This window comes from Paenibacillus sp. MAEPY2, from assembly GCF_000499205.1.
Taxonomy (GTDB): Bacteria; Bacillota; Bacilli; order Paenibacillales; family Paenibacillaceae; genus Paenibacillus; species Paenibacillus vandeheii.
In genome coordinates, this window is sequence record NZ_AWUK01000028.1 from 92,668 (window position 1) to 116,523 (window position 23,856).

The following is a 23,856-nucleotide window of genomic DNA, read 5'->3' on the forward strand; positions in this document are numbered from 1 at the left end:
CTTCGCTTCAGCGTCAAGCCGTTTGGATATTATCGATACAAAGGTCCAAAGACGCTGCATGCTCGGTAATCGGCACTTTCCGGTTCACTTGTACCGAATAGTCCCCAGGCACGCGGACGGAAAATCTCGGATTCCGGCACATTATGCATACTTACAGGGATACGAAGCATGGAGGCCAATGTCAGCAGATCCGCTCCGATATGTCCATAAGAGATGGAGCCATGGTTCGCGCCCCACTGATTCATCACTTCATAGACCGAGGTGAAGGCTCCTGATCCCGTGAGAACAGGCGCAAACCAGGTGGATGGCCAAGTCGGATCTGTACGCTGATCCAGCGTATCATGTACATCCTCAGGCAGATCGACAGTGTAACCTTGAGCCAATTGCAGCACCGGACCAAGCCCTTTGACCAAATTCAGACGTGTCATCGTAACAGGCATGCTTCCCTTGGTCAGAAAATCAGCCGAATAGCCGCCGCCCCGGAAATATTCCACAGATGCTGGCCGCCAGGAGGTAGCTTTCAGGCAGTCCTGAACCTCTTCGTCTGTAATTTCCCAGAAAGGCTTGAGCACAGGTTCACCCGCTCTTGACTGTTGCCCCGTACCATCCAATGCTGCAGAACCGGAGTTGATCAGATGCAGAATACCGTCCTTTGCGTTTCCTTCCAGCTGATGTCCTGTCACGCGTTTTACCGAATCCGGACTCCAATAGGTGCGTACATCTGCGAAGATCTGCGCGGTATGTGTAAGCAGGGAGCCGAATAACATTGACACACCATTCAGGCTGTCGTTCTCCGTTGCCACCAGATAAGGTGAACGTTTGCCATTCCAGTCAAAGGAAGAATTCAGGATGGACTCCAGAAAATCTCCGTTGGGTGAATGATCGGTCCATTGCCGTTGTCCCTGAAATCCCGAGACAATCGCGTGGTGGCCCATGGATTCCTCAGTGAATCCGAGCTCCGCCAGCTTGGGATTGCCAGCCATCAGATCCCGTACGATTTGGGTCATTTTCACAACCGTTTCCCATTCATACTCTTTGCGTTTGCGATCTGTTTGTAGATGGGCAGGATTGTTATCCGGTCCTTCACTGCAGTTCTCCTTCACCCAAGCCAGTGCCAGCTTATACTCCTCGGGATCGTAGATCTCCTCTTCTATCCGACGAGTCAGTTCACTCATATCCACATATTCGTTCCGCATGCCCAGATACTCCTGGAAAAAAGTATCGTTTACGATGGAGCCAGCAATGCCCATGGATACCGATCCGATGGAGAGATAGGCACGTCCCTTCAGGGTTGCAGCTGCAAGACCCGCACGGCTGAACCGTAGCAATTTCTCGCGAACGTCATCAGGAATCGTCGTATCTCCTCCATCCTGAACATCCTCGCCATAGATGCCAAAAGCCGGAATTCCCTTCTGTGCATGGGCAGAGAGTACCGCTGCCAGATATACTGCACCCGGACGTTCAGTCCCGTTAAAGCCCCAAATGGCCGTAGGAATGGAAGGTGACATATCCATCGTCTCTGTTCCATAACACCAGCATGGTGTAACGGTAATCGTCACACCCACGTTTGAACGACTAAATAGTTCTGCTGCTGCCGCTGCCTCGTTAACGCCGCCTATACAAGACTCGGCCACGACGCATTCAACCGGGGATCCATCGGGATAACGAAGTTCTGCTGCGAGCAGCTCGGTAACGGACGTCGCCATACGCATCGTCTGCTCTTCCAATGATTCGCGAACACCCTTGCGTCTTCCGTCAATCGTGGGACGAATACCAATCTTCGGAAATGCCTGTTTATAACGGTAATCCTGATGTGTCATACTAAAACGTCCTCCTTCAATGGTTTCATGGATTAGGTACGAATGACTTGTGACTTGTCCGTAGGCAGTTGGATGGGGCAAATTAAGGATTCTCTTCCTACAGTTCACCGATACCGAGGTAACACACTACCGTTGCATGCCACAACGGCCACTTCTCTTTCTTGTTATGAATGCGTTTACAAATGCTTGATTAAATAAACCGCACTATATTATTGACTCCGTTATGCTGTCCTCTTATTGAGTATGAAGGAAGCGATGTGAGCAAAAATGAAGAGCGGTTAGACTGAAATAAATCAACTTTTTTATGATTAGGGTTATCGGTAACCCTAAGATAGCATGAGCTTATGTTGCTGTCAATTGGCATTATCCTATAGAATGGAAAGACTATGTTGCGGAAAGGTTAGATTCCATTGATCACCATTTATGATATTGCCAAAAAAGCCAACGTCTCCGCCATGACCGTCTCCAAAGTCATTAATCAAACAGGTCGCATCAGTCCGGCTACACGAGAGCGTGTGCAGCAGGTCATTGAAGAACTTGGTTACATCCCCAACTCCAATGCACGAAGTCTCGTGCTGCAACGGACCCACATGCTGTCACTGCTGATTACGGATATTACCAACCCCTTCTATACAACTCTGGCCCGAGGGGCTGAGGACGCTGCCAATCTGCGCGGTTATCGCCTTTTGTTCAGTAATAGTGACGAGGATTATGACAAGGAGAAAAATTATGTGGACACGATCTTGTCTACCCGTGTGGATGGTGTACTGTTTGCACCTGCAGGAGATCGCTCGCTGAATCACTTGAAGCAGCTGCAGGAACGCAACATTCCGTTTGTCATTTTGGACCGTACTGTCCCGGGAATCACATCGGACGTTATCGCTGGGGACAGCCGAGACGGTGCGCTTCAACTGATTCGATATCTGACGAATCTGGGGCATCGCTGCATTGCTTTGGTCAATGGTTCTTCTGAGGTTTCGACTGCACGGCTGCGAGAAGAAGGATACATGGAGGGCCTGCGAGAAGCCGAGCTTCCTTTTGATTCAGGTTTAATCCTTCGAACAGGATATCGGGATTTCAGCGATGAAGAGGGTATTGACCGTTTGCTTGCACATCAGCACAAACCTACAGCCATATTTGCAGCAAACAACATGCTCGCCATTGGCGTCATTCGACTTTTACGTAAACGGGGCATGCGTGTGCCTGAGGACATCTCGGTCGTCTGTTTTGATGATCTGGATCTGGCATCCGTCTTTGATCCATTTCTCACTGTTGCTGCACAGCCTGCCTATGATTTCGGTGCCATCGGCATGCAAATGCTGATCGATCGAATTGAAGGCAAGGCTCCTGAGGAGCCACAGAGCATCATTATGCCGTCTGAACTGCGCATTCGCGCGTCCGCCTCGGTGCCTTCTGAATAAACAGGAGAGCAATTGAAGATCATCCCTGACTCGTGAGAAAAATAGTAGGTTGAGGCAAACACAAACAGGACGCATCGGAGAAGACCTCTCTGACTGCGTCCTGTTTTCTTTGTATGAAATGTACCTTATATACATGAATTCTATTCTATATAAATTGAACTATCATTTACACGATAACAGCGATCGGGAGCGTAAATAATCTTTAGTTCAATTTATCCCTCGGATTGAAGTGCCAGAGCCACTTCGCGAACCAGACCGGGGAACCAATCCATCAATGCTTCGAACGTATATCCCGCCTCCTCTGCTTTGGAAGTATCCATTGTCCAGGATTCCGAGATTCCAAAGGGTGACATATCTTCTTTGATCGTTTCGGATAGTACCTGGGATTGCATGCCGGTTACCGTTTCAATCAATTTCATCATGGAAGAGAGTGTTATAGCCCCTTTGGATGCTGCATTCACGGGTCCTGTAATGGATGAATGTCCAAGCCAGGCGAGAAATCTCGCGGCTTCCGTGGAATTAATGAATCCAATCTCGGCTTCCGGATTTGGCATGCCGATAGGTTTTCCTTTTTGCACATGTTCAATATGAAAATGAAGTCTTCGCGTGTAATCATCAATTCCGAGTACAATCGGAATACGCATCGCCGCCACCGGGAAATCCGCTTCCTGGAAAAAGACAGCTTCCGCAAGACGTTTGCCCTCTCCATACGAGAAATCCTCATGGCTACCATATTGCACCGGATAGGTGTACGGATCAAAATCGTCTTCCGTAAATCCAGGTTTGGGATCTCCATATACCGAAAGAGTTGAAGTCAGAATGTATCTTTGGGTACGTCCTGCAAAAGCTTCGCATGCCGACTTCGCCGCATCTGGCGAGTAACAGATGTTGTCATAGACAATATCCCACATGTCGGTCTGCGCAACCTCGGCGAGAGATTTCGGATCTTCACGATCCATTTTAATCCGGTTAACCTCAGGTCCAAAGTCTACATCCGTTTTGCCGCGAGTTGCGACGGTGATCTGAGACTTACCTTCCCAAAGTAAATGATCAACCAGACGTTTGCCAAAGAAACGTGTCCCACCAAGTATAAGTACTTTTTTCATCCGATAAAACCTCCTAACCTTTTCTGGTCTTACGTATCTTAATCCTTATTGAAACCTTCATAAATGAAGTGCAGGCTGTGTTGTTGCAACTCGGGTATTTTTACCGGGATTTCACAATATGGAGCATCGTATGTGCTCCCCGCTGGAATTCGTATGAAGTTTTCTCTTCACAAGTGATATATCCGCGTTCTTCCAGTATAGCCTTTAGTTCATCCATATGCTCATAACGTTTGCCAGATAAGTCTACCGTAGGAAAAATCCGCAGCTCCCGTTTGGTCACACGCAACAGCTCAAGAATCGTCTGAAGATGGAAATCGGCATCCAGGCGATCTGCATACGTAAACAGAAAATGCGCAGACAATGTCAGATCGAATTGTTCATCGGCAAAAGGCAACTCCGGCAGTATAGAAGCCACATAACGGTCAGGAAAACGTCTCATATCTGCAACACAATCGATGATTGCACGTCTACGCTCTTCTTTCAAGCCCTGGATCGAACCGAAATCATCCCATCTATATTTGTCTTGTACCTGTTCCATTTGTTTCATTGTATGCTCTATGTCCTGAAGTCCCTTCACTTCCAGTTGGCCGCTCTCGTATTCATAAGCAATATCCGCTGCCCTGGGATCTGCACCCAACTCTCGCGCATGGCTACTGAAAGAACAAGCCCCGCCCGGACAATCGAGAATGGACTTGCCTTTAATCTCATCCACAGTCAGGTTGAACATCTTCATATATTCCTCGAAGGTTCGCCCGATAAAAATAATCTGTGCCAGCTCCAGGCCGGCTGCTCTGCTCTTCTGCTCATCTCTGCTCATCTCGTCTCAGCTCACTTTCCAGAATTAATCGTTAGGAAAAACAAGACCAATCTGCTGCCGGATCTGATCCATCACCTGCATGGTAACATAGGAACGTTCATAGGTGTTCATGTCCGATTCCTTTTTGCCCTGATGAATCAGATTCACAAATTCCTCTACCTCATAATACATCGATGGGTGAATTTGCTCGGCAGTAAGTTTCTCTATCGTACCATCATTGTAGCGTATCTCTGCATGTTCAGGTGAACCAATTTTGTCAATGATGATGCTGCCACGTTCGCCCATAATTTCGCTTGGAACATGAGAATTGGAGATTTTGGAGTACGTCACTACCGCTTCCATCTCATCATAATTCAGGATGACACTGCCTTGTCCGTCTACCCCGGATTCCAACATCATCGCCTGGGATTGAACTTGGTTAGGCTCACCAAACAGTGTTATCAATGGATAGAGACAATACACACCAAGATCCATTAACGCACCGTTAGCGAGATCGGGTTTGAACGCATTCAGGACGATTCCTTCTTTATACTTGTCGTATCTGGAAGAGTACTGACAGTAACTCGCCACATATTTACGTACCGGGCCAATCTTATGTAGGTGAGACTGTACCATTTTGAACGAGGGAACAAGGGTTGATTTCATGGCCTCCATGAGCAGAACTTCATGTTCTCGCGCTGTATCAATCATACGACGAACCTCTGCCCCATTGGCTGCCAAGGGCTTCTCGCACAAGACATGTTTGCCGTTTCTCAGAAACAGCTCTGCCTGTTCGGCATGAAAGGTATTCGGTGTAGCAATGTACACGGCATCGAACCCATCACTCAACGCCATCTCTTCCAGATTGGTGAATCGATATGCAGCATCATATTGATCTGCGAATGCATTAGCTTTATCTTCAGTTCTTGAATACACGGCGGTCAATTCGAATCCTTCGACTTGTGCAGCGGCCTCAAGAAGCCTCTCTGTAATCCAGTTGGTACCTACCACTCCGAAACGAACCATTCAATCTACCTCTTTCGTAAATAAATTACACACTTAAAACAGCTTGCCATCCTGTACATTGTAGCCTATATTTCATTCAGATTGAAGGGAGGCAGATTTCCAACATATTGATATCTTGCTTTTATGTATGATAATCCCTCGATTTCAACGAATCAGGGGTATAATGAGAGTTGAGGTGATCTCTATGGAAAGTCATAACCCCTATCAAATAGATCCTGTTCCTATAGACGACAAACAGTGGAAAGCCATTATCCACAACGACAGCAACTTCGACGGTAAATTCTATTACGGAGTCAAGACAACAGGCATCTTTTGCAGGCCTTCCTGCAAGTCGAAAGCACCGAAATATGAGAATGTCTCTATATTTAATAACCCTGAAGAAGCATTGGAACGACATTTCCGTCCATGCAAACGATGCAAACCAACAGGTGAGCGAGTCCCCGATCAGGAGTGGATTTCCGTTGTAACAGACTATATTGAGCATCATTTTGCCGAGTCCCTGACACTTGATATTCTTGCAAATGTTAGTCACGGCAGTCCGTATCATCTGCATCGTGTGTTCAAACGGATTACCGGCCAAACGCCTGTGGAGTATATTCAGGAAAAACGAGTCACCGAAGCCCGCAATTTGCTCGAAAGCACCGGGCTTACGGTCACCGATATTGGCCGTCAGGTCGGCATAGCCAATCCGGCATATTTTATTACGGTATTTCGAAAACATACTGGATGCACACCTGCAAATTACCGTGAACAGAGGCGTGATGAATCATGAAGACCAGCCTATTATACAAAGTACCCAAGACGTTGCTAAACAAAGGAACAGGGTTCCTTAATGGCTATACGCATACACTGAATCCCTACACAGGCTGCGCTTTTGGCTGTTCCTACTGTTACGTAAGGCAAATGCCAGTATCTTTATTTCGCAATGAGCCTTGGGGAAGCTGGGTTGATGTGAAACAGGAAGCCGCCAGTGTGCTTGTCAAAGAGATGAAACGTGCGAAAACGAAAGGTGAAGTCACGATCTTTATGTCATCCAGTACTGATCCGTATCAGCCTGTTGAGTATAAGGAGCAAATCACGCGATCATTGCTGGAAGTTATGGTTGAACATCCGCCCGATTTTATATTGGTCCAAACCCGAAGCCCACTCGTGACTCGAGATATCGATCTGCTGCAAAAGTTGGGTGATCGTGTGCGTGTAAGCATGACCGTGGAAACGGACCTGGACGATATCCGCAAGCAATTTAGCCCGGCAGCTCCACCAATTGCAGGCAGATTTCGTGCATTGGAACAACTGAGGGATGCCGGCATCCCCACACAGGCTGCTATTGCACCCGTATTGCCCAGCAGCGAACACTTTGCAGCCGTCCTGAGACCGCTTGTCCAGCGGGTATGCATTGACGATTATTTCATGGGGGATGGCAGTGAGGGAAAGCGAACACGGAGACTTGGCATGGAATCGCTCTACCAGCAAGTGGGTAAGGAAGATTGGTACAGCCCTGAAGCATACAAAATTGTAGTTCAACGAATGAATGCGCATTTTGCGGAACATGAAATCTGGATTAGCCAGGCTGGATTCGAACCCTGATCATGCTTGAACATAAAAAGAAAAATAGCCCTGCTTCCCACGTATCGGGAGTCAGGGCTATAGCTATATCTTGATCGATTATTGATCGAGCGTGTACAATGGCAGATTTGCCGGCAGTGCAGCCGGGCGCTGACACGTGCTGTCCATTTTATAGAAAGTCTGTTCATCCGAAGAGTCATGGAACGCCCACATGGCTTCGAGCACATGATAGGCTAATTCTCCACTCGCGCGGTGATTGCGACCGCTGTTCACTGCATAAGCCATATCAGCGACACCGATACCGCGTGTATTTTCCTGATATCCCGGCAGAAGTGGAACTTCAGTCCACTCCTCATCACCCAGCAAACGGTAACGAACCGGACCGCCGAATGTATTTGGATCAGGAACCTGTAGTGTTCCATGGGTGCCATATACTTCAATTGGTGGAAGTACACTGCCGCCAAATACGTCAAAACTCGTGATCAGCGTACCAATCGCTCCCTGTTCAAATTGCAATAATCCAGCTACATGTGTTGGAATTTCGACAGGTACGGTTTGACCTCTCTTTTTCTCACTCGTAATCGTCCGCTGTTCCATCGCTTTGCCTGTCATGCCAGCAATCGACTTGATTGGCCCAAGCAACTGTACGAGCGCAGTCAGGTAATAAGGCCCCATATCAAACATCGGCCCGCCACCGGCTGCATAATAGAACTCCGGATCGGGATGCCAGTGCTCATGCCCACGGCTCATCATGAATGCAGTGGCTGCCACAGGTTTGCCGATGACACCATCCTCCACCACTTTGAGAGCAGTCTGAATGCCCGAACCGAAGAACGTCTCTGGCGCACAGCCTACGAGCAGACCTTTGCGCTTGGCCGTTTCCAGAACTGCCTGACCCTCTTCACGTGTAACAGCGAGTGGTTTTTCCACGTAGACATGTTTACCTGCTTCGAGCGCTCGCAAGCATACATCCGCATGAACGGCAGGAATCGTCAAATTAATGATCAGATCGATCTCGGGGTCTGCCAAAATTTCATCTACCGTGTATACATTAGGGACATTATAAGCAGCTGCCTGCTCCTCTGCTCTGTTCCGGTCGAGATCTGCAACCGCAACAAGATCGAGCACCTCAAATCGATGACAGTTCTCCATATAAATACCGCTGATTTTACCACAGCCTATAATGCCTACTTTCATTGTTTTCATGCCAGGGCTCCCCTCGTTTTCCACTTGATATAGCGCTTCCAGAATGATTCTCAGATCACTGTCATGTGGGCAAATATATTTATCTCAACGGATATCATTTAGAATTAAATTAGTTGTTTTGGTTATCTGCCATTCCTGTGTATACCTCAGCGACTGCATCTGTGCGGCTTTGCGCGAGCGCTTTGCCTGCCGCAGTCCATTTGAAACCACTGCGCATCATTTCAGTAACTTGCTTCATTTCCACGATGTCTGCATGGTGTCCGAGCGAGTTGTAGAATACACGACCAGCGCCCCAGCGTTTGGTCCAAACAACAGGCATATCCACCGGGCCATTCGCTGCATGAGGACCGTTAACGACTGGAAAACGAGTCGTTGCCAGTACTTCCACAGCAGGGTCCACATGCAGATAGTACTGTTCACTTTTCACCTGGAAATCTTCAATATGATCCAAGAGCGGACTGGAACCACGCTTCATGTTTACCGTGTACTCCACGCCGTCGTTCCCCGGATGCGCAACCCACTGTCCCCCCGTCATGAACTGCCAGTCGACGTTGTTGCGGAACGCATCACACATCCCGCCATGAAGACCCGCAAGGCCCACGCCGCTCTGAACAGCTGCAGATACGTTATTGACCAGTTCCTGTTCAATCTGCCCCATCGTCCACAGGGGAACGATCAGATCCAAACCCAACAATTTGTCTGCGTCCGCATAAGCATTCAGTGTATCAGAAACCTCGACCTCGAATTGTTCTTCCTTCAAAATGCGTTCAAATATCGCTGCTACCTGCTCAGGTTCATGTCCATCCCAGCCGCCCCATACGATTAGTGCTTTGCTCATCACCGATCACTCGCTTTCCGGAAAGTTAAGTTATTGTCATTCTAACGGACCTTGCACAAAATCAAGACCTCTTACAGGCCAAAACATCCAGGCTTATATTTAGTTATTATTTCAAATGAGTGCCAACATGACGTGCACTTCACAGTTTCAGTGGTCGGACACTTACATTTCTTCTAGCGATACCCAGCGGCGCTCTGTAACGGAACGTTCAACCGCTTCCAATATCGCTTGACAGGCAACGCCATCGTGGAAACTTGGCTCAGGCTGACGTCCTTCGGAGATTGCAGTCACCAGCTCCAGCATTTCATGCGTAAACGTATGCTCGAACCCAATCGTATGACCTGCAGGCCACCAGGCCTCTGAATATTTGTGTGCCGGATCGGTTGCCAGAACACGGCGGAAGCCCTGCACATCTTCCTCGTCCTTTGTAAAATACACTTCCAGTTCATTCATCCGTTCAAAATCAAACCGGACACTGCCCAGACTGCCATTAATCTCAAACGAGTTAGTACTGCGGTGACCTGCTGCAAAGCGTGTAGCCTCGAAGCTGCCCAGCGCACCATCTGCAAACCGCGCGAGGAACAAAGTGGCATCATCGACCGTCACCTCACCCTTTGGAGCATCTGCGTTCGAGCTGCCTTTGGCGCTAAGTCCGGTCATTTCCGAAGCAAGCGGCCGCTCCTTAATGAACGTTTCGCTCATCCCGATCACTTCCTTGAATTCGCCGACCAGGAAGCGTGCCAGATCAATCAGGTGTGCGCCGAGATCGCCATGCGAGCCGTAACCTGCTACTTCCTTTTGCAGACGCCATACCAGCGGGAACGAAGGGTCCATAATCCAGTCCTGAAGGAAAAATGCGCGGAAATGATAGATTTTGCCCAGACGTCCGCTTTGCACCAATTCTTTGGCCAATTGCACAGCCGGAGAGAAGCGGTAATTGAATCCAACCATGTGCGCAACTCCTGCTTCTTCTGCAGCCTGGAGCATTTCACGCGAATCAGCGAGCGATAGAGCCAGCGGCTTTTCACAGAACAGATGTTTACCCTGACGAGCGGCTTCCAGAGCGATTTCCTTATGAGCATCACTTGGAGCATTAATATCGATCAGATCGATATCATCACGTCGTACCAGCTCACGCCAATCCGTTACACTTTCAGACCAACCAAACTGGCTGGCAGCCTCCTGAACTCCCTGCTCGTTGCGTCCACAGATTACCGACATCTCGGGCTGCAACGGGGCAGACGGGAAAAACATCGGCAGGCTACGATAAGCATTGCTGTGGGCTTTCCCCATAAATTTGTATCCAACCATTCCGACACGAAGACGATTTGACATGGTCATTTCCTCCTTTGGGATAAAGCTTGTAATGTATTAATTGCGGATTGAAGATGCACGGATAATCAGCTCCGTAGGCAACAACTGCCTTGCAGTTACTGGGGTGACTTCAGGACTGGCAGTTGAAGCTCTTGCCCCCAATGATCCATGAATCAACTTGGATGCAGCCAGTTCTCCCATTTCATAAAAGGGAACCCTGACGCTGCTTAGCGGTGGAACCGCCATCTCCGCAGCATCGGAGTCATCGTAACCCACGAATGCGGGGAAATCCTGTACCTTGATTCCGCGCTCGCGCAAACCATGCATAACACCGATCGCCATCCGGTCATTCGCAGCAAATACAGCATCAATCTCGCTAAGCCTGGCTGCAATGGTGGCAGCAGCCTCCACCCCGCTTCGTCTGCCGTAATTCCCCTCCAGCAGCAGGCTGGAATCCATATTCATTCCGGCCTCATTCAGTCCGATCTGAACGCCCTGAAGCCGCTCCTGACTGTTGGAATAACTATCCGGACCATTGAGAAAGGCAATATTCCGGTACCCCTGATCGGTTAAGTGTCGTATTGCAAGCCTGCTGCCCTCCACATGATCAGCATCCACTTCCATGAATGATTCGCCTGCAAAGTGCTGATTCATTACGCAGAACGGATGCTCCTCCTGCTGAAGCTGCTGCATGGCTGCCAATTCCCCGTGATCATCTCGCGCGCCGAGAATGATGCAGGCATCCACTTTCTGACGGCGGAACAGATCCGTATAATTCATCACTTCACCTGGTGTCCTGAACATGACCAGCAGGTCCATGCCGCTGTCCCTGGCTTTGCTCCCAATGCCGCTCAGCATTTCCGAGAAGAAATACGCCGAGAACAAGTGCGCCTTCGGAACGTAGGGCAGCACCACGCCAAGGTTACCGCTTTTACTTCTCGCAAAGCTGCGGGCCAGTGCACTGGGCACGTAACCCAACTGCTCAGAAGCTTCGAGCACCTTGCGACGGGTCTCTTCTTTAATAGGACCAACGCCATTAAGAACTCGGGATACTGTAGCTTCCGAAACACCGGCAAGATCAGCCACTTCTTTACGGGATGCCATGGATCTCACCTCCTTCATGTTTCCTGAACACATGCAAAAACGATGCAATCTATAAAAATATGGTATTTATGTACGCGCGTACATCTTCTCATGTGTTGTAACCGTTGTCAATGCTTTTAACATAAAAAAAGATGAGGATTTGTGTAAACAAATTCCCCATCCTTTTCTTACTATATTCTCCTGTAACTTGTCCCAAATTAACAGCATTTTTTTCAGATGATTTCATATGGAAATATATCGAAAAGTAAAACCCATAAACATCCCAGAACAAATTTAATTTAGGTCGTCACACCGTTACCAACGGATGATTGACTGAACTCCGCCTGTTCCAAAATGGTGACCTGACTTTGAATGCGATCCGAAGGTTCAGGTGTCGATTGAAGCTGCCGCACTTTGTGCAACACTTCTTTATTCGGAAGGAAATGCTGAGAACGGATGAAACGAATGGTTTTAGTTTTGGCACGCATAACGATGGAATCGGTCTCAGCCCGGTCATCTGCGAGGTAACGCACACCGCCTAAAATCTCACCCGGGGTCACACCCGTTGCCGCAAAAATAACATCCTCCGTGCCGATCATATCCTGCATCGTTAATACTTTGTAGGGATTGTCGATCCCCATCTGCAAGCAGCGCTGGAATTCATCTGCGTTGGCAGGCATCAGGCGACCTTGAATTTCTCCACCCAGGCAAGACAGTGCGGCTGCAGCAAGCACGCCTTCCGGCGCTCCACCTGATCCGACATACAGATCAATTCCCGCCTCCGGGAACGCAGGTGCCATCGCACCAGCAACGTCACCATCACTAAGGAACTTGATTCGCACTCCAACCTTTCGTAAAGTTTTGATCGTGCTCTCATGCCGGACACGGTCCAGAATCATGACAGTTAGATCTGAAATGTTTTTGTTCAATGCTTCTGCGGCTTTCTCCAATGTCACCTCAACCGGGTCTTCAATACTGACCTTGCCGACCAGAGCTGGCCCAACTGCCAGCTTCTCCATGTACATATCCGGTGCGTGGAGCAGGTTGCCTTTTCCCGCCACTGCAATAACCGATAAAGCGTTGTTCAGGCCCTTGGCTACAATCTCTGTACCTTCCAAAGGATCTACAGCCACATCAACCTCGGGACCCTCAGCGTTGCCGACTTCCTCGCCGATATACAACATGGGTGCTTCATCCATTTCTCCTTCACCGATTACCACCGTGCCGCGAATGGACACGGAATCGAACATGGCGCGCATAGCCAAAGTAGCCGCCTCATCTGCACTATTCTTGTCGCCCCGCCCCATCCAGGGAGCTGAAGCTAACGCAGCCAATTCTGTTACTCGGACAATTTCCAACGCCAGTTCGCGTTCCATTTTTCCCACTTCCTTTCCAGTTTCCAAAAGCATACATTGAAAGCGGTACTAAATCCATCGCAAATCCATATGAAATTGATCTAAAACGAGCGTAATAGCTCGCTTTTGGGAAAACAACCCATACGTTCTCTCCTCCATAAATACACACAGTTATACACCTTTGAACAAGCTATTTTACAGCTCTAATCCACCCAATAACACTGGTTTGAAGTGGTCGATTCATCTTATATTTTTTGAAACTCCATATTCATCGCGTAGAGAGTGTAAAAAGGTAAATATTAACAAATTGTTGCATATAACAAGGTAGTTATAATATAAAGATTAAATCTACAGCGAAAAATACTATTCGTTCTCACATTCATCGAAAACGATTTTAATAGGCCCATTTCAGCCTTAATGCAATGCCAAAGGAACAATATTGATGAGGTTATGTGCAAGGTATGTTCTTCAATGAATCGATCTGAAAAACCACCCAAATCCAACTCTATACGCCCTTTGGACATGACTAGCAATATAGATACAGCTTATGGAGGTCATCGAAAATAATAAGTTTACATAATAATTATTACGTACAATAAATCCTTCGATTTTTAATGTTTTCCCTCAAAAGGTCCATTTTTTCTACATTTTAATTCATTACAAAGATATGATCTGAATTTTTGCCCAAACTTGCAGGTTAGCAGGTTTCTATCTCAGTCCCCGACATGGCTACTGCAATTTTCAGGAAATCCTCTCTTTGAATCTGCAAATGCCCATATCTAAATTGATATCCCCAACGTGCCTGTCCCCGAGTAAGTACCAGTTGGTCTAGCAGTTCAGCGATCTTCACCTGCTGACAAGGATAATACTGGACATTCCTCCGATATGGCACAAAGGAATCCGACATGCGGTAGGTGTACACCTGATTGTCTGCTACACGTCCTATGGCGGTAAATGCTTGAAGTACCTTGCCCCCATGCAAGCTGGTTCGAGGCGAATAATAGATCAGCCAGTCGCCTGCATTCATTCTACGCAGAGGTGCTGCCTTGCCGTGACAGAGCTGAGCAAAGCCACCTTCTACGCCTTTCTCCACATGAGAGGCGGACACAACGCTGATCCAGTAGCGGTTTCCTTTTTCAGATTCCGCCTCGACCTCTAACTGAGAAGCCAGTTTACTCGTATAAATCTGCTTTATTTCTTTACTGGTGACCATCAAATTATGTTTTTCCAGTTCATTCATCTCTCTGCTCCTGTTCTTCCCATGCCGTCTTCAGACGCTCAAGCTGCAAAAAATGATGACGATAATGCATCTCGACCAATATAAACCACTCGTCTGCATTCAAACCGCCGAATCTTGGATGTGGCAACGTACATTTCGACGTTTTTCCTTCCAGCAGCAAGTCCATTTTCCGCATTTCATCCCTTACCTCAACCAACCCTTGAATTATTGATTCTCTTCCATCTGGTTGAAGCGGAGTATACTCAGGAGAAGCAGGAACGTGAATACGGATCGGCGGAAAACTCGCTTGTGCAAAAACAGCTTCGCCTGCTTCTGTTTTGCCCTGGTTTTTCTTCTTATCAGCGTCCTCGTCTGCACTTATACAAAGTCGAACATTGGCTAAATGCATTTTCATCGCAGACTGAATTAAATGCTGGTACATCTGGCCGACCGACCACTTCATATCACTGGGTTTGTACCTTAACTGAGCATCACTCATCTTATCCAGTTCTTGTAAATAACGTTCAAGTGTCATCTCAAAATGACGTCGAATCTCACCTTTGTTCGTTGTTCTTGGCGTATTCATACAAATAAACAGCTCCTTCAATCGGTTATAAACCGATCATACACAAACACTACTGACAGCGTTATGTCAGTAGTGTTTAAGAAGATTGCTTGCTTCCTCGCGAATACGTATCCTCAACGATTCGGGCTCCAAAACCATAGCTGACGCTCCCCAGCCAAGTATCCAATGCAGAACGTCTTCTGGATGCCTTACACGAAAATCTGCATATAATCCATCGGATTGTAGATCTGCTTTCTCCATGTAGAAATTGTTCGCTTCAATCACCCTGTCTGCAATTCGACCATCAAACCATACACGGACATGAACATCACGGTTGTCAGGTGGTGAGTAGCTATGAATATTAAAACCTGGAGGAAGTTCGAACGGATCAGTGCTGATCTCCAGTCCGCTCATGCGGGATATACGAAAATGACGAATCTCTTGTCGCAAATCGCATCGGGCAATCAGCATCCATGAGCCTTGCATCCAAAGCATCCCGTAAGGGGAAGACATACGAGCGGTCTTTTGCACGCTTTCATTAATAGTTCCAGGCTTATGATAATGAAAGCGGATTTTGAGCTTATGCTGCATTGCGGTTCGGATGACACCCATATGTTCGATCTCTCGATCACGTGCATCACTGTCCGCTGAACGAAGGAGACGGATACCCTGTCGTATCTGTCCAACCTCTTCTCGAAGAGGGCCAGGCAGGATGGCCTCAATTTTGGAACGGGACGTGAGGGATGTGCTCTTGTAATAGCTATCGAAGCGCTGCTCAACAAAATCAAGTCCGATCAGAAGTGTAACGGCTTCTTCAGCGGTCAAGCTGACCGGAGGCAAAAAGTATCCTTCCATAAGAGAATATCCTACTCCGGGTTCTCCCACTATAGGAACACCTGCCTCACATAACGCCTGAATGTCCCTGTATATGGTACGAACACTGGTTTCAAACAAGAGGGCTAAATCTTCCGCTCGTTGCACCTTCCCACGCTGCAGCTCAAGTACGATGGCCAGCATACGATCTGATTTGTTCAAGAATCACCCCTCCTTGCGTGTAATATCAATTACGCCATCTTCATTGGACATCTATTATAAGTAACATATGGACAAATGAAAAGCATACGGACTGACAAGTCCTCACTGTGCCCGTATTCACTCTTTTCGTAAGATATTTCATTGAACAACAAAGACCAACCCGCAGAGCGTAGGTTGGTCTATAAAATTTAATGATATTTGAAAAATCCGAGCAGGACAGAGCCCCCACCTTAATGCCATAATCATTAGTTTGAACATGCTATGTCATGCTCATCAATCATCTTCCTTACCGCACGAAGTATTCCTCCATATCCGGTACAGCGGCACAGATTGCCGCATAATCCCGCTTCAATCTGCTCCTGACTAGGCTGCGGATAGCGGTCCAGGAGCGCTTTGGTGGAAATCACCATTCCAGGAGTACAATACCCGCATTGGAAGCCGCCTTCCTCGAGAAAAGCCTGTTGAATCGGATGCAGCTCACCTTCCTTTTCACCATGTAACCCTTCTATCGTAATGATCTCACTGCCAACACATTGATAAGCCATAACGAGACACGAGTTGACCGGCTCTCCATCCATCAGCACCATACATGCACCGCAGCGGCCTACTTCGCAGGAAACTTTCGTTCCGGTCAGATTCAAATACGAGCGCAGTACATCCACAAGGCGGGTTGTTTGGGCGATCTGCAATTGTTTCTCTTCCCCATTCACAACGGCTGTCCAGAAATTGTCCAACGGTACAGTCATGATGGAATCACTCCTTCCCGAAGCGGTACGTCCAATGGTTGGATTAATTGATCTCTCGGAACAGGCAAACGATTAACCCATATCCCTGTAGCCTGATGAATTGCAGCGGTTATAGCTGGAGCAAGCGCCACCGAACCGATCTCGCCAATCCCCCGCGGTCCAAACGGATCACCCTCGGGTAGATCTTCAATTGCCTCGACCTCTAGATTTGTGTGAATATCTCGAATCGTTGGAATCAGGTAGGTGTCCAGATTGGTTGTCATATAGCGACTGTCCTGCATAACGGCGTATTCGGTCAATGTAAAACCCAGAGCCATTACACTCCCGCCTTCGATCTGTCCGATGAATCCCATTGGATTGATGACAGGGCCAGCCGCCACTACATGCTTTGTATCCAGCAATTTGGCTTCCCCGGTGAGCGTGTTGACCTCCACCTCTGCGGCTACTGCCGCATACGTATATAGATAATGCCCGCCCACAACATTGTCCGGCGTGGTCGGATATTCAAAATGAGTATCAAAAGTCCATTCTTCCGCTTCTCCATGCTTCGCCAGATCTACGTAAGAAACAACAACTCTGGTATCCATCGTCGTATCATTCGCTGCACGTTCTGGAGGAAGCTGTCCATTGCGCCATACTCCCCCTATTCCAGTAATCAGTTCGTCAGCCGGAATTCCTGATAAGGTAGAGGCTACCGACAAAATTTTGGAACGAAAAGGACCCTGTAATCGCTGAAGAGCCATCCAGGCCATCGTTGTTGAACGCGAAGCGGTACTTGAACCACTGTGCGGAACTCGATCCGTATCCCCAATGATGATGCTCAGATCGGATGTGGAGCACTGGAACAGATCGCAAAGCATCATTTCGAGAGTGGCAATGAGTCCCTGACCGAATTCTTCGTAACTAAAAGCCACTTCAATCTTACCTTCGGCATTCAGGGACAGCCGGCCCCCGGCCGGATCGGGAATGCCATAACCCAGGCCTGCCCCGTGCATCGCGATGGCTGCACCCACACCACGTTTGATCCAGGGTGGCAGAGCAAGATCTGCCGGGGGATGTTTATGTTTCTGCCATAACTCGGAACGATCCATTGCCTCCCATACTTGCGACAGTCCATCCGTGACCAGAATCCGTTGATTCAACGGTCCAGGATCGGTCTTTTCCCTCATGTTGCGTCTCCGAAACTCCCAAGGGTCCATATCCATAATCTCGGCGAGTCGATCCATCTGCCCCTCCATTGCAAAGATCGCCTGATTACCACCAAATCCGCGAAACTCTCCCGACACCCCATTATTTGTATACACCGATACACCTTCCACATCCACATGGGGAATGGAATAGGGTCCAAGACAATGCTCTGTGCAGAAATTCAGGACAGGTGCTCCCAGCGTGGCATATGCCCCCGTGTCTGCGGTAATCCTTACCCGGTGAGCCTGAATCATGCCTTCACGGCTGATACCTGTCTGCATTTCAATTTTCATCGGATGCCGTTTCAGGCCTGCACGTACAGATTCTTTGCGGGAGTTGTGCATTTTCACGGGACGTCCGCTTCGTAAAGCAAGAAGTGCACCATAGGGCTGCACATTCAGCTCATCTTTTCCACCAAAGGAACCGCCAATCGGAGACGAGACAACCCGGATATCCTCTTCGGGACAACCGATGATTCGGGCAAGCTGCATTCTATCCTTGTAACCATGCTGTGTAGCTGCATAGACATGAAGTCTCCCACTTTCATCAGGCACAAACAACCCGCCTTCAGTCTCCATATAAGCATGCATCTGGCGAGGGGTATAATACGTCTCACTCACGATATGTTCGCATGCAGCAAAGCCCTCATCCACATGACCACGCTTGATTTCGGTACGGTGCAGTACGTTGCCGGGGCCATGTTCATGGAGCTCTGGTGCACCAGGTGCCAGTGCAGCCTCGGGGCTGTCCAGCGGAGTACATTCCTCATACTCTACCCGGATTGCCTCCAAAGCGAGTGCTGCACGTTCCGGGGAATCCGCAGCAACTGCGGCAATGGCATCTCCAACATAACGAACAACCTTCTCGCAAAATACAGGCTGATCCGGAGTCGCAATGCCGAAACGGTTCAAGCCGGGTACATCTTTGGAGGTAAGTACGGCAAATACACCCTCCATAGCCGCAGCTCCGGTAATATCGATAGACAATATGCGGGCATAGGGGTAGGCGCTTCGAAGGACCCTTCCGTGTAACATTCCAGGCAGCGTCATGTCTGTCAGATATTGAAGCTGTCCTGTCACTTTGCCAACCCCATCTGGCCGCAGATGCCAGCGTTTTTCACTACTATCCCGATTCAAGAGCATGATCTCTCTCCCCTTTCTCCCTTCCGAAAGCTGTTAGACTCACGGTTTGCTTCTCCAAATTGGTTTTTCTCCTATGAGCGAAGAGCTTCCCAGAGTCCGGCACCGAGCATATTACCTGCTGTCTGCTTACGGTACTGTTCTGTAGCGAATGCATCACGATAAGTTACGAATTCCGGCACGACTGCAGCAGTCAGAGCTGGAGCCTGCATAATAGAAACCTCGCTGCCAAGAAGCAGCTTCTCCGATTCGGGAAGCCGCATGGCCATGCCTGAACCTCCACCTGCAGCGATTGCTATCTTATTCCAGCGGCCATCTGTGCCCACTTCTCCGTGAAATGCAATCGTCACCAGCGATGCTGTAAAGGCCTCCCGTCGACCCAGCTTGCGGTAAAATGAAATCTCACGCGCCACAGACATCGGTTCACTAATGCTATCAGGGGGAGGTATATCTTTCATTGGAATAAGAATGGCGATTAACACATCATTCGGGTTGCGACTACCGTCACTGCCACCATTCAACCAGGATGAAAGACTGCGCATCTCCATGCCATGGTCCGTCATCCAATACAACTGTGCATCGTATACGAGGAGTGCAGGGATGGCGTCCCCCACTCCGGATACAATGTTTCCGCCAATCGTCGCCAAGTTGCGAATAGAGGGAGCTGCTATGGCATTCATTGCAGACTGTAGTAAGGGCAGTTGTTGCAGATGAATGTCTGAAGCACATTGATTCAATCGCGTCAGTGCTCCAATGACCATGTTATCTCCATCCACATATACGCCGCTTACACCTGGAATACGAGCTAGGCTAATCATGTGCTCAGGTACAGGAATAAGTCCACCTTCCCACTGAGTACGCAATAATGTCGCCCCTGCTGCAAAACAATACTTTCCTGACAGCTCACTCTTTAAAGATTGAAGTTCTTCCAGACTAATTGGCTGCCAAACCGTTGGATGCGCTCCAGACCCGTATGCCGGCATAACCATCCTTCCATCTCCCTTCTCTATCTGGAATCTGCGGGGTGTTGGATACGATCGAATGATCCAAATAATTCTTCAAATCATATGGGACTGCAACCATTAGGTCAATTATCTTTACATCATTTTGGATAAATGTATAAATCCATTGTTTGATTTGTGCCTGATGCATGGTTTGCGCTCGAAAGCTAACACAAGCCAATTCAGAACTAACCGGATAAAAATAATAAAAAGGCCAACCAGATGGTCTGGCTGACCTCATTACTTCAAGAAATAATACACTAGGAACCGCTCCTTCTGCCGTATTCTCCCATTCATTTTCTCCCATTCACATATTCCAAAATGCGCTCCAGCTCTGGTTCGGTATCCGCATCCCAGAAGCTAAAATCAGATAACGATACATGCTTGCCCGCATATTTGCTATTACGCATGATTTTTCGTGCTCCCTCATCCCCACTGAGTGACAAAAGAGCCCCTAGCATATGCACACGAAAGGCTACCGGAGGCTTGCCTCCACCACCATCCGTAGCTGCTGCATAATCACACAGCTTGTTGGCGGTTAACGCCTCAGCAACCCTGTTTAAATCCTGTGCCTGCAACAGCGGTTGATCCGCCAAAATCATCATGACACCTTCTGGTCTGTATGCCATTGCAGATAGAATGCCACAGTGAAGGGACATAGCCATACCGTATGCATAATCTGTACAGATTGCAATCTGAAGCCTATTCCCCGTACCTGGAGTACCGCCATAGGATGCCCCATGAAGCCAAATGGAGGGGATCCATGCCAATGAATCCTCAGGTTTGACCACACAGATGACCTGCTCCAAATCGGAATTCAAGGCAGCTTCCAGGGTCCATGCCGCCAAACATCTTCCATCAGGCATCACAATAGACAGTTTATCCCTCCCCAGTCGGCTGCTCTTACCCGCCGCTAGCACGATGCCCGTCAGTCGCATGCCTAATCCCCCCCCTGTACATCGCGACGCTCTGCGGCGGTCGCCGCACGTTTACAGGCAATAAGTTCTGCTGCGATACTGATCGCGATCTCTTCCGGCCCATCGGCACCAATGGTCAAGCCGACGGGGGAATGCAGATGTTTTAGTGGAGGGAGATCATTCAGTAAACGTGCTGTCCGCGTTCTGTAGCCCATAAGGCCAAGATATGCGTAACTCCGACCTTCAAGTAATTCAAGAAATTCCCGTTCTCTCGGAAATTGATGACTCATCAATAGGATATAATCCCCACTTTGGATATCCAGTACAGGCATAATCTCATGAGGAAAACCGCAGACAAGCTCAACATCCGGAAACCGTTCAGCAGTACACAAGGTTTCTCGCCAATCAGCCACCACCACACGAAATCCTGCTGATTTGCCCAGACGGGCTACAGGAATCACATCGTTTCCGGCTCCAACAATAATCAGACGGGGTTTGGGTGCATATTGAGCAGAGATCTGTTGAGGGATACCCCAGCAATTAACCTCTGATAAACTCTCTCTCGGAGGCGTATTCTCTCCAGAAACAGATGCAACAATAGCAGATCCAGATGGATGAATAGCTACCAAGGAATGGCGTAATACGGTCTGGCGTTCTGCATCCTCTGCATCCTCAGCGAGCTTTATCTCATAACGAATCCTCGAATAATGATTGTAGAATGAACGGGTTAGCTCTACAGCTGATCCAGATTGAAAATACGTATGCATATGGGACAAGATCGACCTAAGTTCACCACATACCGGCTCTATAAGCACTATAATTAACCCGCCGCATCCAATCGTTTCCCCCCAGGACAGATCATCTTCAGGACGCATATCATACTCCACGAATTCAAGCTGCTGCGAATCCAGCACACGGACCACCCTGTCCTGCAGATCACTCTCCAGACAACCCGGACTGATGCTGCCATACAATATACCTTCTTCGGTTAAAAGCATAGAGACTCCCTGCTTACGGTAAGCATGACCTTCTACCTTAACTGCTGTTGCGAGTACACAATGCGGTTCACGCGCTGCAATTGCACACAGATCATGCATTTCCATGAATGTCTCCATCCTTTCAGGGATTAATTAGATGCGTTTCATCAATCTTGCAATACTTTTATCCGATTCACGAAGCACGATGCCACGATCAATCGTTTGAATCTTCCGGTTTTTGAGCACGATGCTTCCATCAATAATAACGGTATCCACACAGCTGCGAGTTGCGGAGTAGACTACACGAGAGTAAACATCGGTCTCATAGGAAGGATACGTGTGGAAATCATCCAAATCCAGCAGCAGCATATCTGCCTTTTTACCTATTTCCAGACTGCCGATCTCCTTGGACATACCGAGCACTTCTGCTCCACCCATTGTAGCCATGCGCAGCACCGTCCGGGCATCCATCACTGTTGGGCCATGAGGTACCTTTTGAATAAGCGCGGTCAGGCGCATTTCCTGAAACATATCCAGGTTGTTGTTACATGGCGCACCATCGGCACCTATTCCTACCGCAATCTGGCGATTCAGCAGATCAGGAATATCTGCTATACCCGAGGAAAGTTTCATATTTGATCCAGGACAGTGGGTGACTTTCACGCCGCGTTTGCGAATAATCTCCTTCTCTTCTTCACTCAGCCACACACAGTGTGCAAGCACCAGTCTTGGGGTAGCCAAGCCAATATGATCCAGATAGACGATATTACGCATGCCGCGTTCGTGTTCGACCAATTCGATCTCGCCACGGTTTTCGGAGGCATGGGTGTGCACTTTCACATGGTATTTATTCGACAGGTCGCGTACCTCAACCAATAATTCCTCGGTGCACGAGACGACGAAGCGTGGACAAAATGCATACTGAATGCGGCCACCGCCGAATCCGTTCCATTTCTCCAGCAAGTCCACACTTTGTTGCAACGAAGTGGCTGTATCTTCACGCAATGGTTTAGGAACTTCATCCCCGTGATCCATCATCACCTTACCGGAAATCACCCGAATTCCGCTCTGTGCCATCGCCTGAAAAGCCGAATCGGTATGATGCACCGTCTCCATATCCAAAATGGTCGTTGTACCGCTGGAGATCAATTCACCCAAGCCGAGCATCGCAGAGTAATAGACAGATTCCTCATCATGCGCTGCCTCAAGCGGCCAGATGCGTTGACGAAGCCAATCCATCAGCTCCAGATCGTCCGCACGTCCTCGGAACAAGGTCTGACATAGATGAATATGCGTCTGGATAAAACCTGGAAGCAGCACTTTTCCCTGAGCATCAATGACCTGATCTGCCTGAACATCAATATGCTCTGCAATTTCTTTAATTTTATTGTCCTCGATCAGCAAATCTCCCGTAAATACATCCTCTTCTGCATTCATTGTGACGAGCTGAGCGCCTTTCAGCAGGATTGTTCCCATGATAATCTCCCCTATCCGTATCTATCTGCGTACATTTTATTTTTTCTATGATCCTGCACATT

At 48.4% G+C, this 23,856-nt stretch carries 22 protein-coding genes; 3 read left to right on the forward strand and 19 right to left on the reverse strand.

Annotation, left to right across the window (positions count from 1 at the left end; all coding sequences use genetic code 11):
* Positions 1–29 precede the first annotated feature (29 nt).
* The gene (locus P364_RS0120720) at positions 30–1,820 is read right to left on the reverse strand and encodes an L-fucose isomerase (protein ID WP_024631988.1); all 1,791 of its coding nucleotides are present in this window, start codon (positions 1,818–1,820) and stop codon (positions 30–32) included.
* A 410-nt stretch (positions 1,821–2,230) separates the two neighbouring features.
* On the opposite strand from P364_RS0120720, the gene P364_RS0120725 reads away from it, so the two are divergent.
* Complete coding sequence (locus tag P364_RS0120725) at positions 2,231–3,241, forward strand: LacI family DNA-binding transcriptional regulator (protein WP_024631989.1); 1,011 nt, start codon at positions 2,231–2,233, stop codon at positions 3,239–3,241.
* A gap of 212 nt (positions 3,242–3,453) precedes the next feature.
* On the opposite strand, the gene P364_RS0120730 is transcribed toward P364_RS0120725, so the two are convergent.
* From P364_RS0120730 to P364_RS0120740, 3 genes are all read right to left on the reverse strand, one after another.
* Positions 3,454–4,347 (reverse strand): NAD-dependent epimerase/dehydratase family protein, encoded by an 894-nt coding sequence (locus P364_RS0120730; RefSeq protein ID WP_024631990.1) that lies wholly within the window; start codon positions 4,345–4,347, stop codon positions 3,454–3,456.
* Between the two features lie 100 nt (positions 4,348–4,447).
* Positions 4,448–5,164 (reverse strand): SAM-dependent methyltransferase, encoded by a 717-nt coding sequence (locus P364_RS0120735; protein WP_024631991.1) that lies wholly within the window; start codon positions 5,162–5,164, stop codon positions 4,448–4,450.
* 24 nt (positions 5,165–5,188) lie between these two features.
* The gene (locus tag P364_RS0120740) at positions 5,189–6,169 is read right to left on the reverse strand and encodes a Gfo/Idh/MocA family protein (RefSeq protein ID WP_024631992.1); all 981 of its coding nucleotides are present in this window, start codon (positions 6,167–6,169) and stop codon (positions 5,189–5,191) included.
* A gap of 184 nt (positions 6,170–6,353) precedes the next feature.
* Between P364_RS0120740 and P364_RS0120745 the strand changes: the two genes are divergently transcribed.
* A complete protein-coding gene (locus P364_RS0120745) occupies positions 6,354–6,941 on the forward strand; it encodes a bifunctional transcriptional activator/DNA repair enzyme AdaA (protein ID WP_052016697.1) in 588 nt (195 codons plus the stop codon).
* On the forward strand, positions 6,938–7,756 hold the full coding sequence (locus P364_RS0120750) for an SPL family radical SAM protein (protein WP_024631994.1): 819 nt from the start codon (positions 6,938–6,940) through the stop codon (positions 7,754–7,756). Before P364_RS0120745 ends, P364_RS0120750 begins: the two co-directional genes overlap by 4 nt.
* Positions 7,757–7,834: 78 nt before the next feature.
* Here P364_RS0120750 and P364_RS0120755 read toward each other — a convergent pair whose 3' ends face one another.
* From P364_RS0120755 to P364_RS0120825, 15 genes are all read right to left on the reverse strand, one after another.
* The gene (locus P364_RS0120755; protein ID WP_024631995.1) at positions 7,835–8,941 is read right to left on the reverse strand and encodes a Gfo/Idh/MocA family protein; all 1,107 of its coding nucleotides are present in this window, start codon (positions 8,939–8,941) and stop codon (positions 7,835–7,837) included.
* Positions 8,942–9,050: 109 nt separating this feature from the next.
* Positions 9,051–9,779, reverse strand: a complete 729-nt coding sequence (locus P364_RS0120760; protein WP_024631996.1) for a ThuA domain-containing protein — start codon at positions 9,777–9,779, stop codon at positions 9,051–9,053.
* Between the two features lie 162 nt (positions 9,780–9,941).
* The gene (locus P364_RS0120765) at positions 9,942–11,114 is read right to left on the reverse strand and encodes a Gfo/Idh/MocA family protein (RefSeq protein WP_024631997.1); all 1,173 of its coding nucleotides are present in this window, start codon (positions 11,112–11,114) and stop codon (positions 9,942–9,944) included.
* 36 nt (positions 11,115–11,150) lie between these two features.
* Complete coding sequence (locus tag P364_RS0120770) at positions 11,151–12,197, reverse strand: LacI family DNA-binding transcriptional regulator (RefSeq protein ID WP_029881159.1); 1,047 nt, start codon at positions 12,195–12,197, stop codon at positions 11,151–11,153.
* Positions 12,198–12,475: 278 nt separating this feature from the next.
* Positions 12,476–13,552, reverse strand: a complete 1,077-nt coding sequence (gene glpX, locus P364_RS0120775; RefSeq protein WP_024631999.1) for a class II fructose-bisphosphatase — start codon at positions 13,550–13,552, stop codon at positions 12,476–12,478.
* Between the two features lie 676 nt (positions 13,553–14,228).
* A complete protein-coding gene (locus P364_RS0120780) occupies positions 14,229–14,771 on the reverse strand; it encodes an EVE domain-containing protein (RefSeq protein WP_024632000.1) in 543 nt (180 codons plus the stop codon).
* The gene (locus tag P364_RS0120785) at positions 14,764–15,336 is read right to left on the reverse strand and encodes a DinB family protein (protein ID WP_024632001.1); all 573 of its coding nucleotides are present in this window, start codon (positions 15,334–15,336) and stop codon (positions 14,764–14,766) included. Before P364_RS0120785 ends, P364_RS0120780 begins: the two co-directional genes overlap by 8 nt.
* A gap of 66 nt (positions 15,337–15,402) precedes the next feature.
* Positions 15,403–16,350 (reverse strand): helix-turn-helix transcriptional regulator, encoded by a 948-nt coding sequence (locus P364_RS0120790; RefSeq protein ID WP_024632002.1) that lies wholly within the window; start codon positions 16,348–16,350, stop codon positions 15,403–15,405.
* A gap of 245 nt (positions 16,351–16,595) precedes the next feature.
* Positions 16,596–17,096, reverse strand: coding sequence for a (2Fe-2S)-binding protein (locus tag P364_RS0120795; protein ID WP_024632003.1), 501 nt, complete (start codon positions 17,094–17,096; stop codon positions 16,596–16,598).
* Complete coding sequence (gene pucD, locus P364_RS0120800; protein WP_024632004.1) at positions 17,093–19,426, reverse strand: xanthine dehydrogenase subunit D; 2,334 nt, start codon at positions 19,424–19,426, stop codon at positions 17,093–17,095. Before pucD ends, P364_RS0120795 begins: the two co-directional genes overlap by 4 nt.
* A gap of 71 nt (positions 19,427–19,497) precedes the next feature.
* A complete protein-coding gene (locus tag P364_RS0120805; RefSeq protein WP_024632005.1) occupies positions 19,498–20,412 on the reverse strand; it encodes an FAD binding domain-containing protein in 915 nt (304 codons plus the stop codon).
* Positions 20,357–20,731 (reverse strand): hypothetical protein, encoded by a 375-nt coding sequence (locus P364_RS0120810; protein ID WP_024632006.1) that lies wholly within the window; start codon positions 20,729–20,731, stop codon positions 20,357–20,359. The genes P364_RS0120805 and P364_RS0120810 overlap by 56 nt, the downstream gene beginning before the upstream one ends.
* On the reverse strand, positions 20,718–21,362 hold the full coding sequence (locus P364_RS0120815; protein WP_024632007.1) for a nucleotidyltransferase family protein: 645 nt from the start codon (positions 21,360–21,362) through the stop codon (positions 20,718–20,720). Before P364_RS0120815 ends, P364_RS0120810 begins: the two co-directional genes overlap by 14 nt.
* Positions 21,363–21,364: 2 nt before the next feature.
* The gene (locus P364_RS0120820; RefSeq protein WP_024632008.1) at positions 21,365–22,444 is read right to left on the reverse strand and encodes an XdhC family protein; all 1,080 of its coding nucleotides are present in this window, start codon (positions 22,442–22,444) and stop codon (positions 21,365–21,367) included.
* A 27-nt stretch (positions 22,445–22,471) separates the two neighbouring features.
* Positions 22,472–23,794, reverse strand: coding sequence for a 5'-deoxyadenosine deaminase (locus P364_RS0120825; protein ID WP_024632009.1), 1,323 nt, complete (start codon positions 23,792–23,794; stop codon positions 22,472–22,474).
* Positions 23,795–23,856 lie beyond the last annotated feature (62 nt).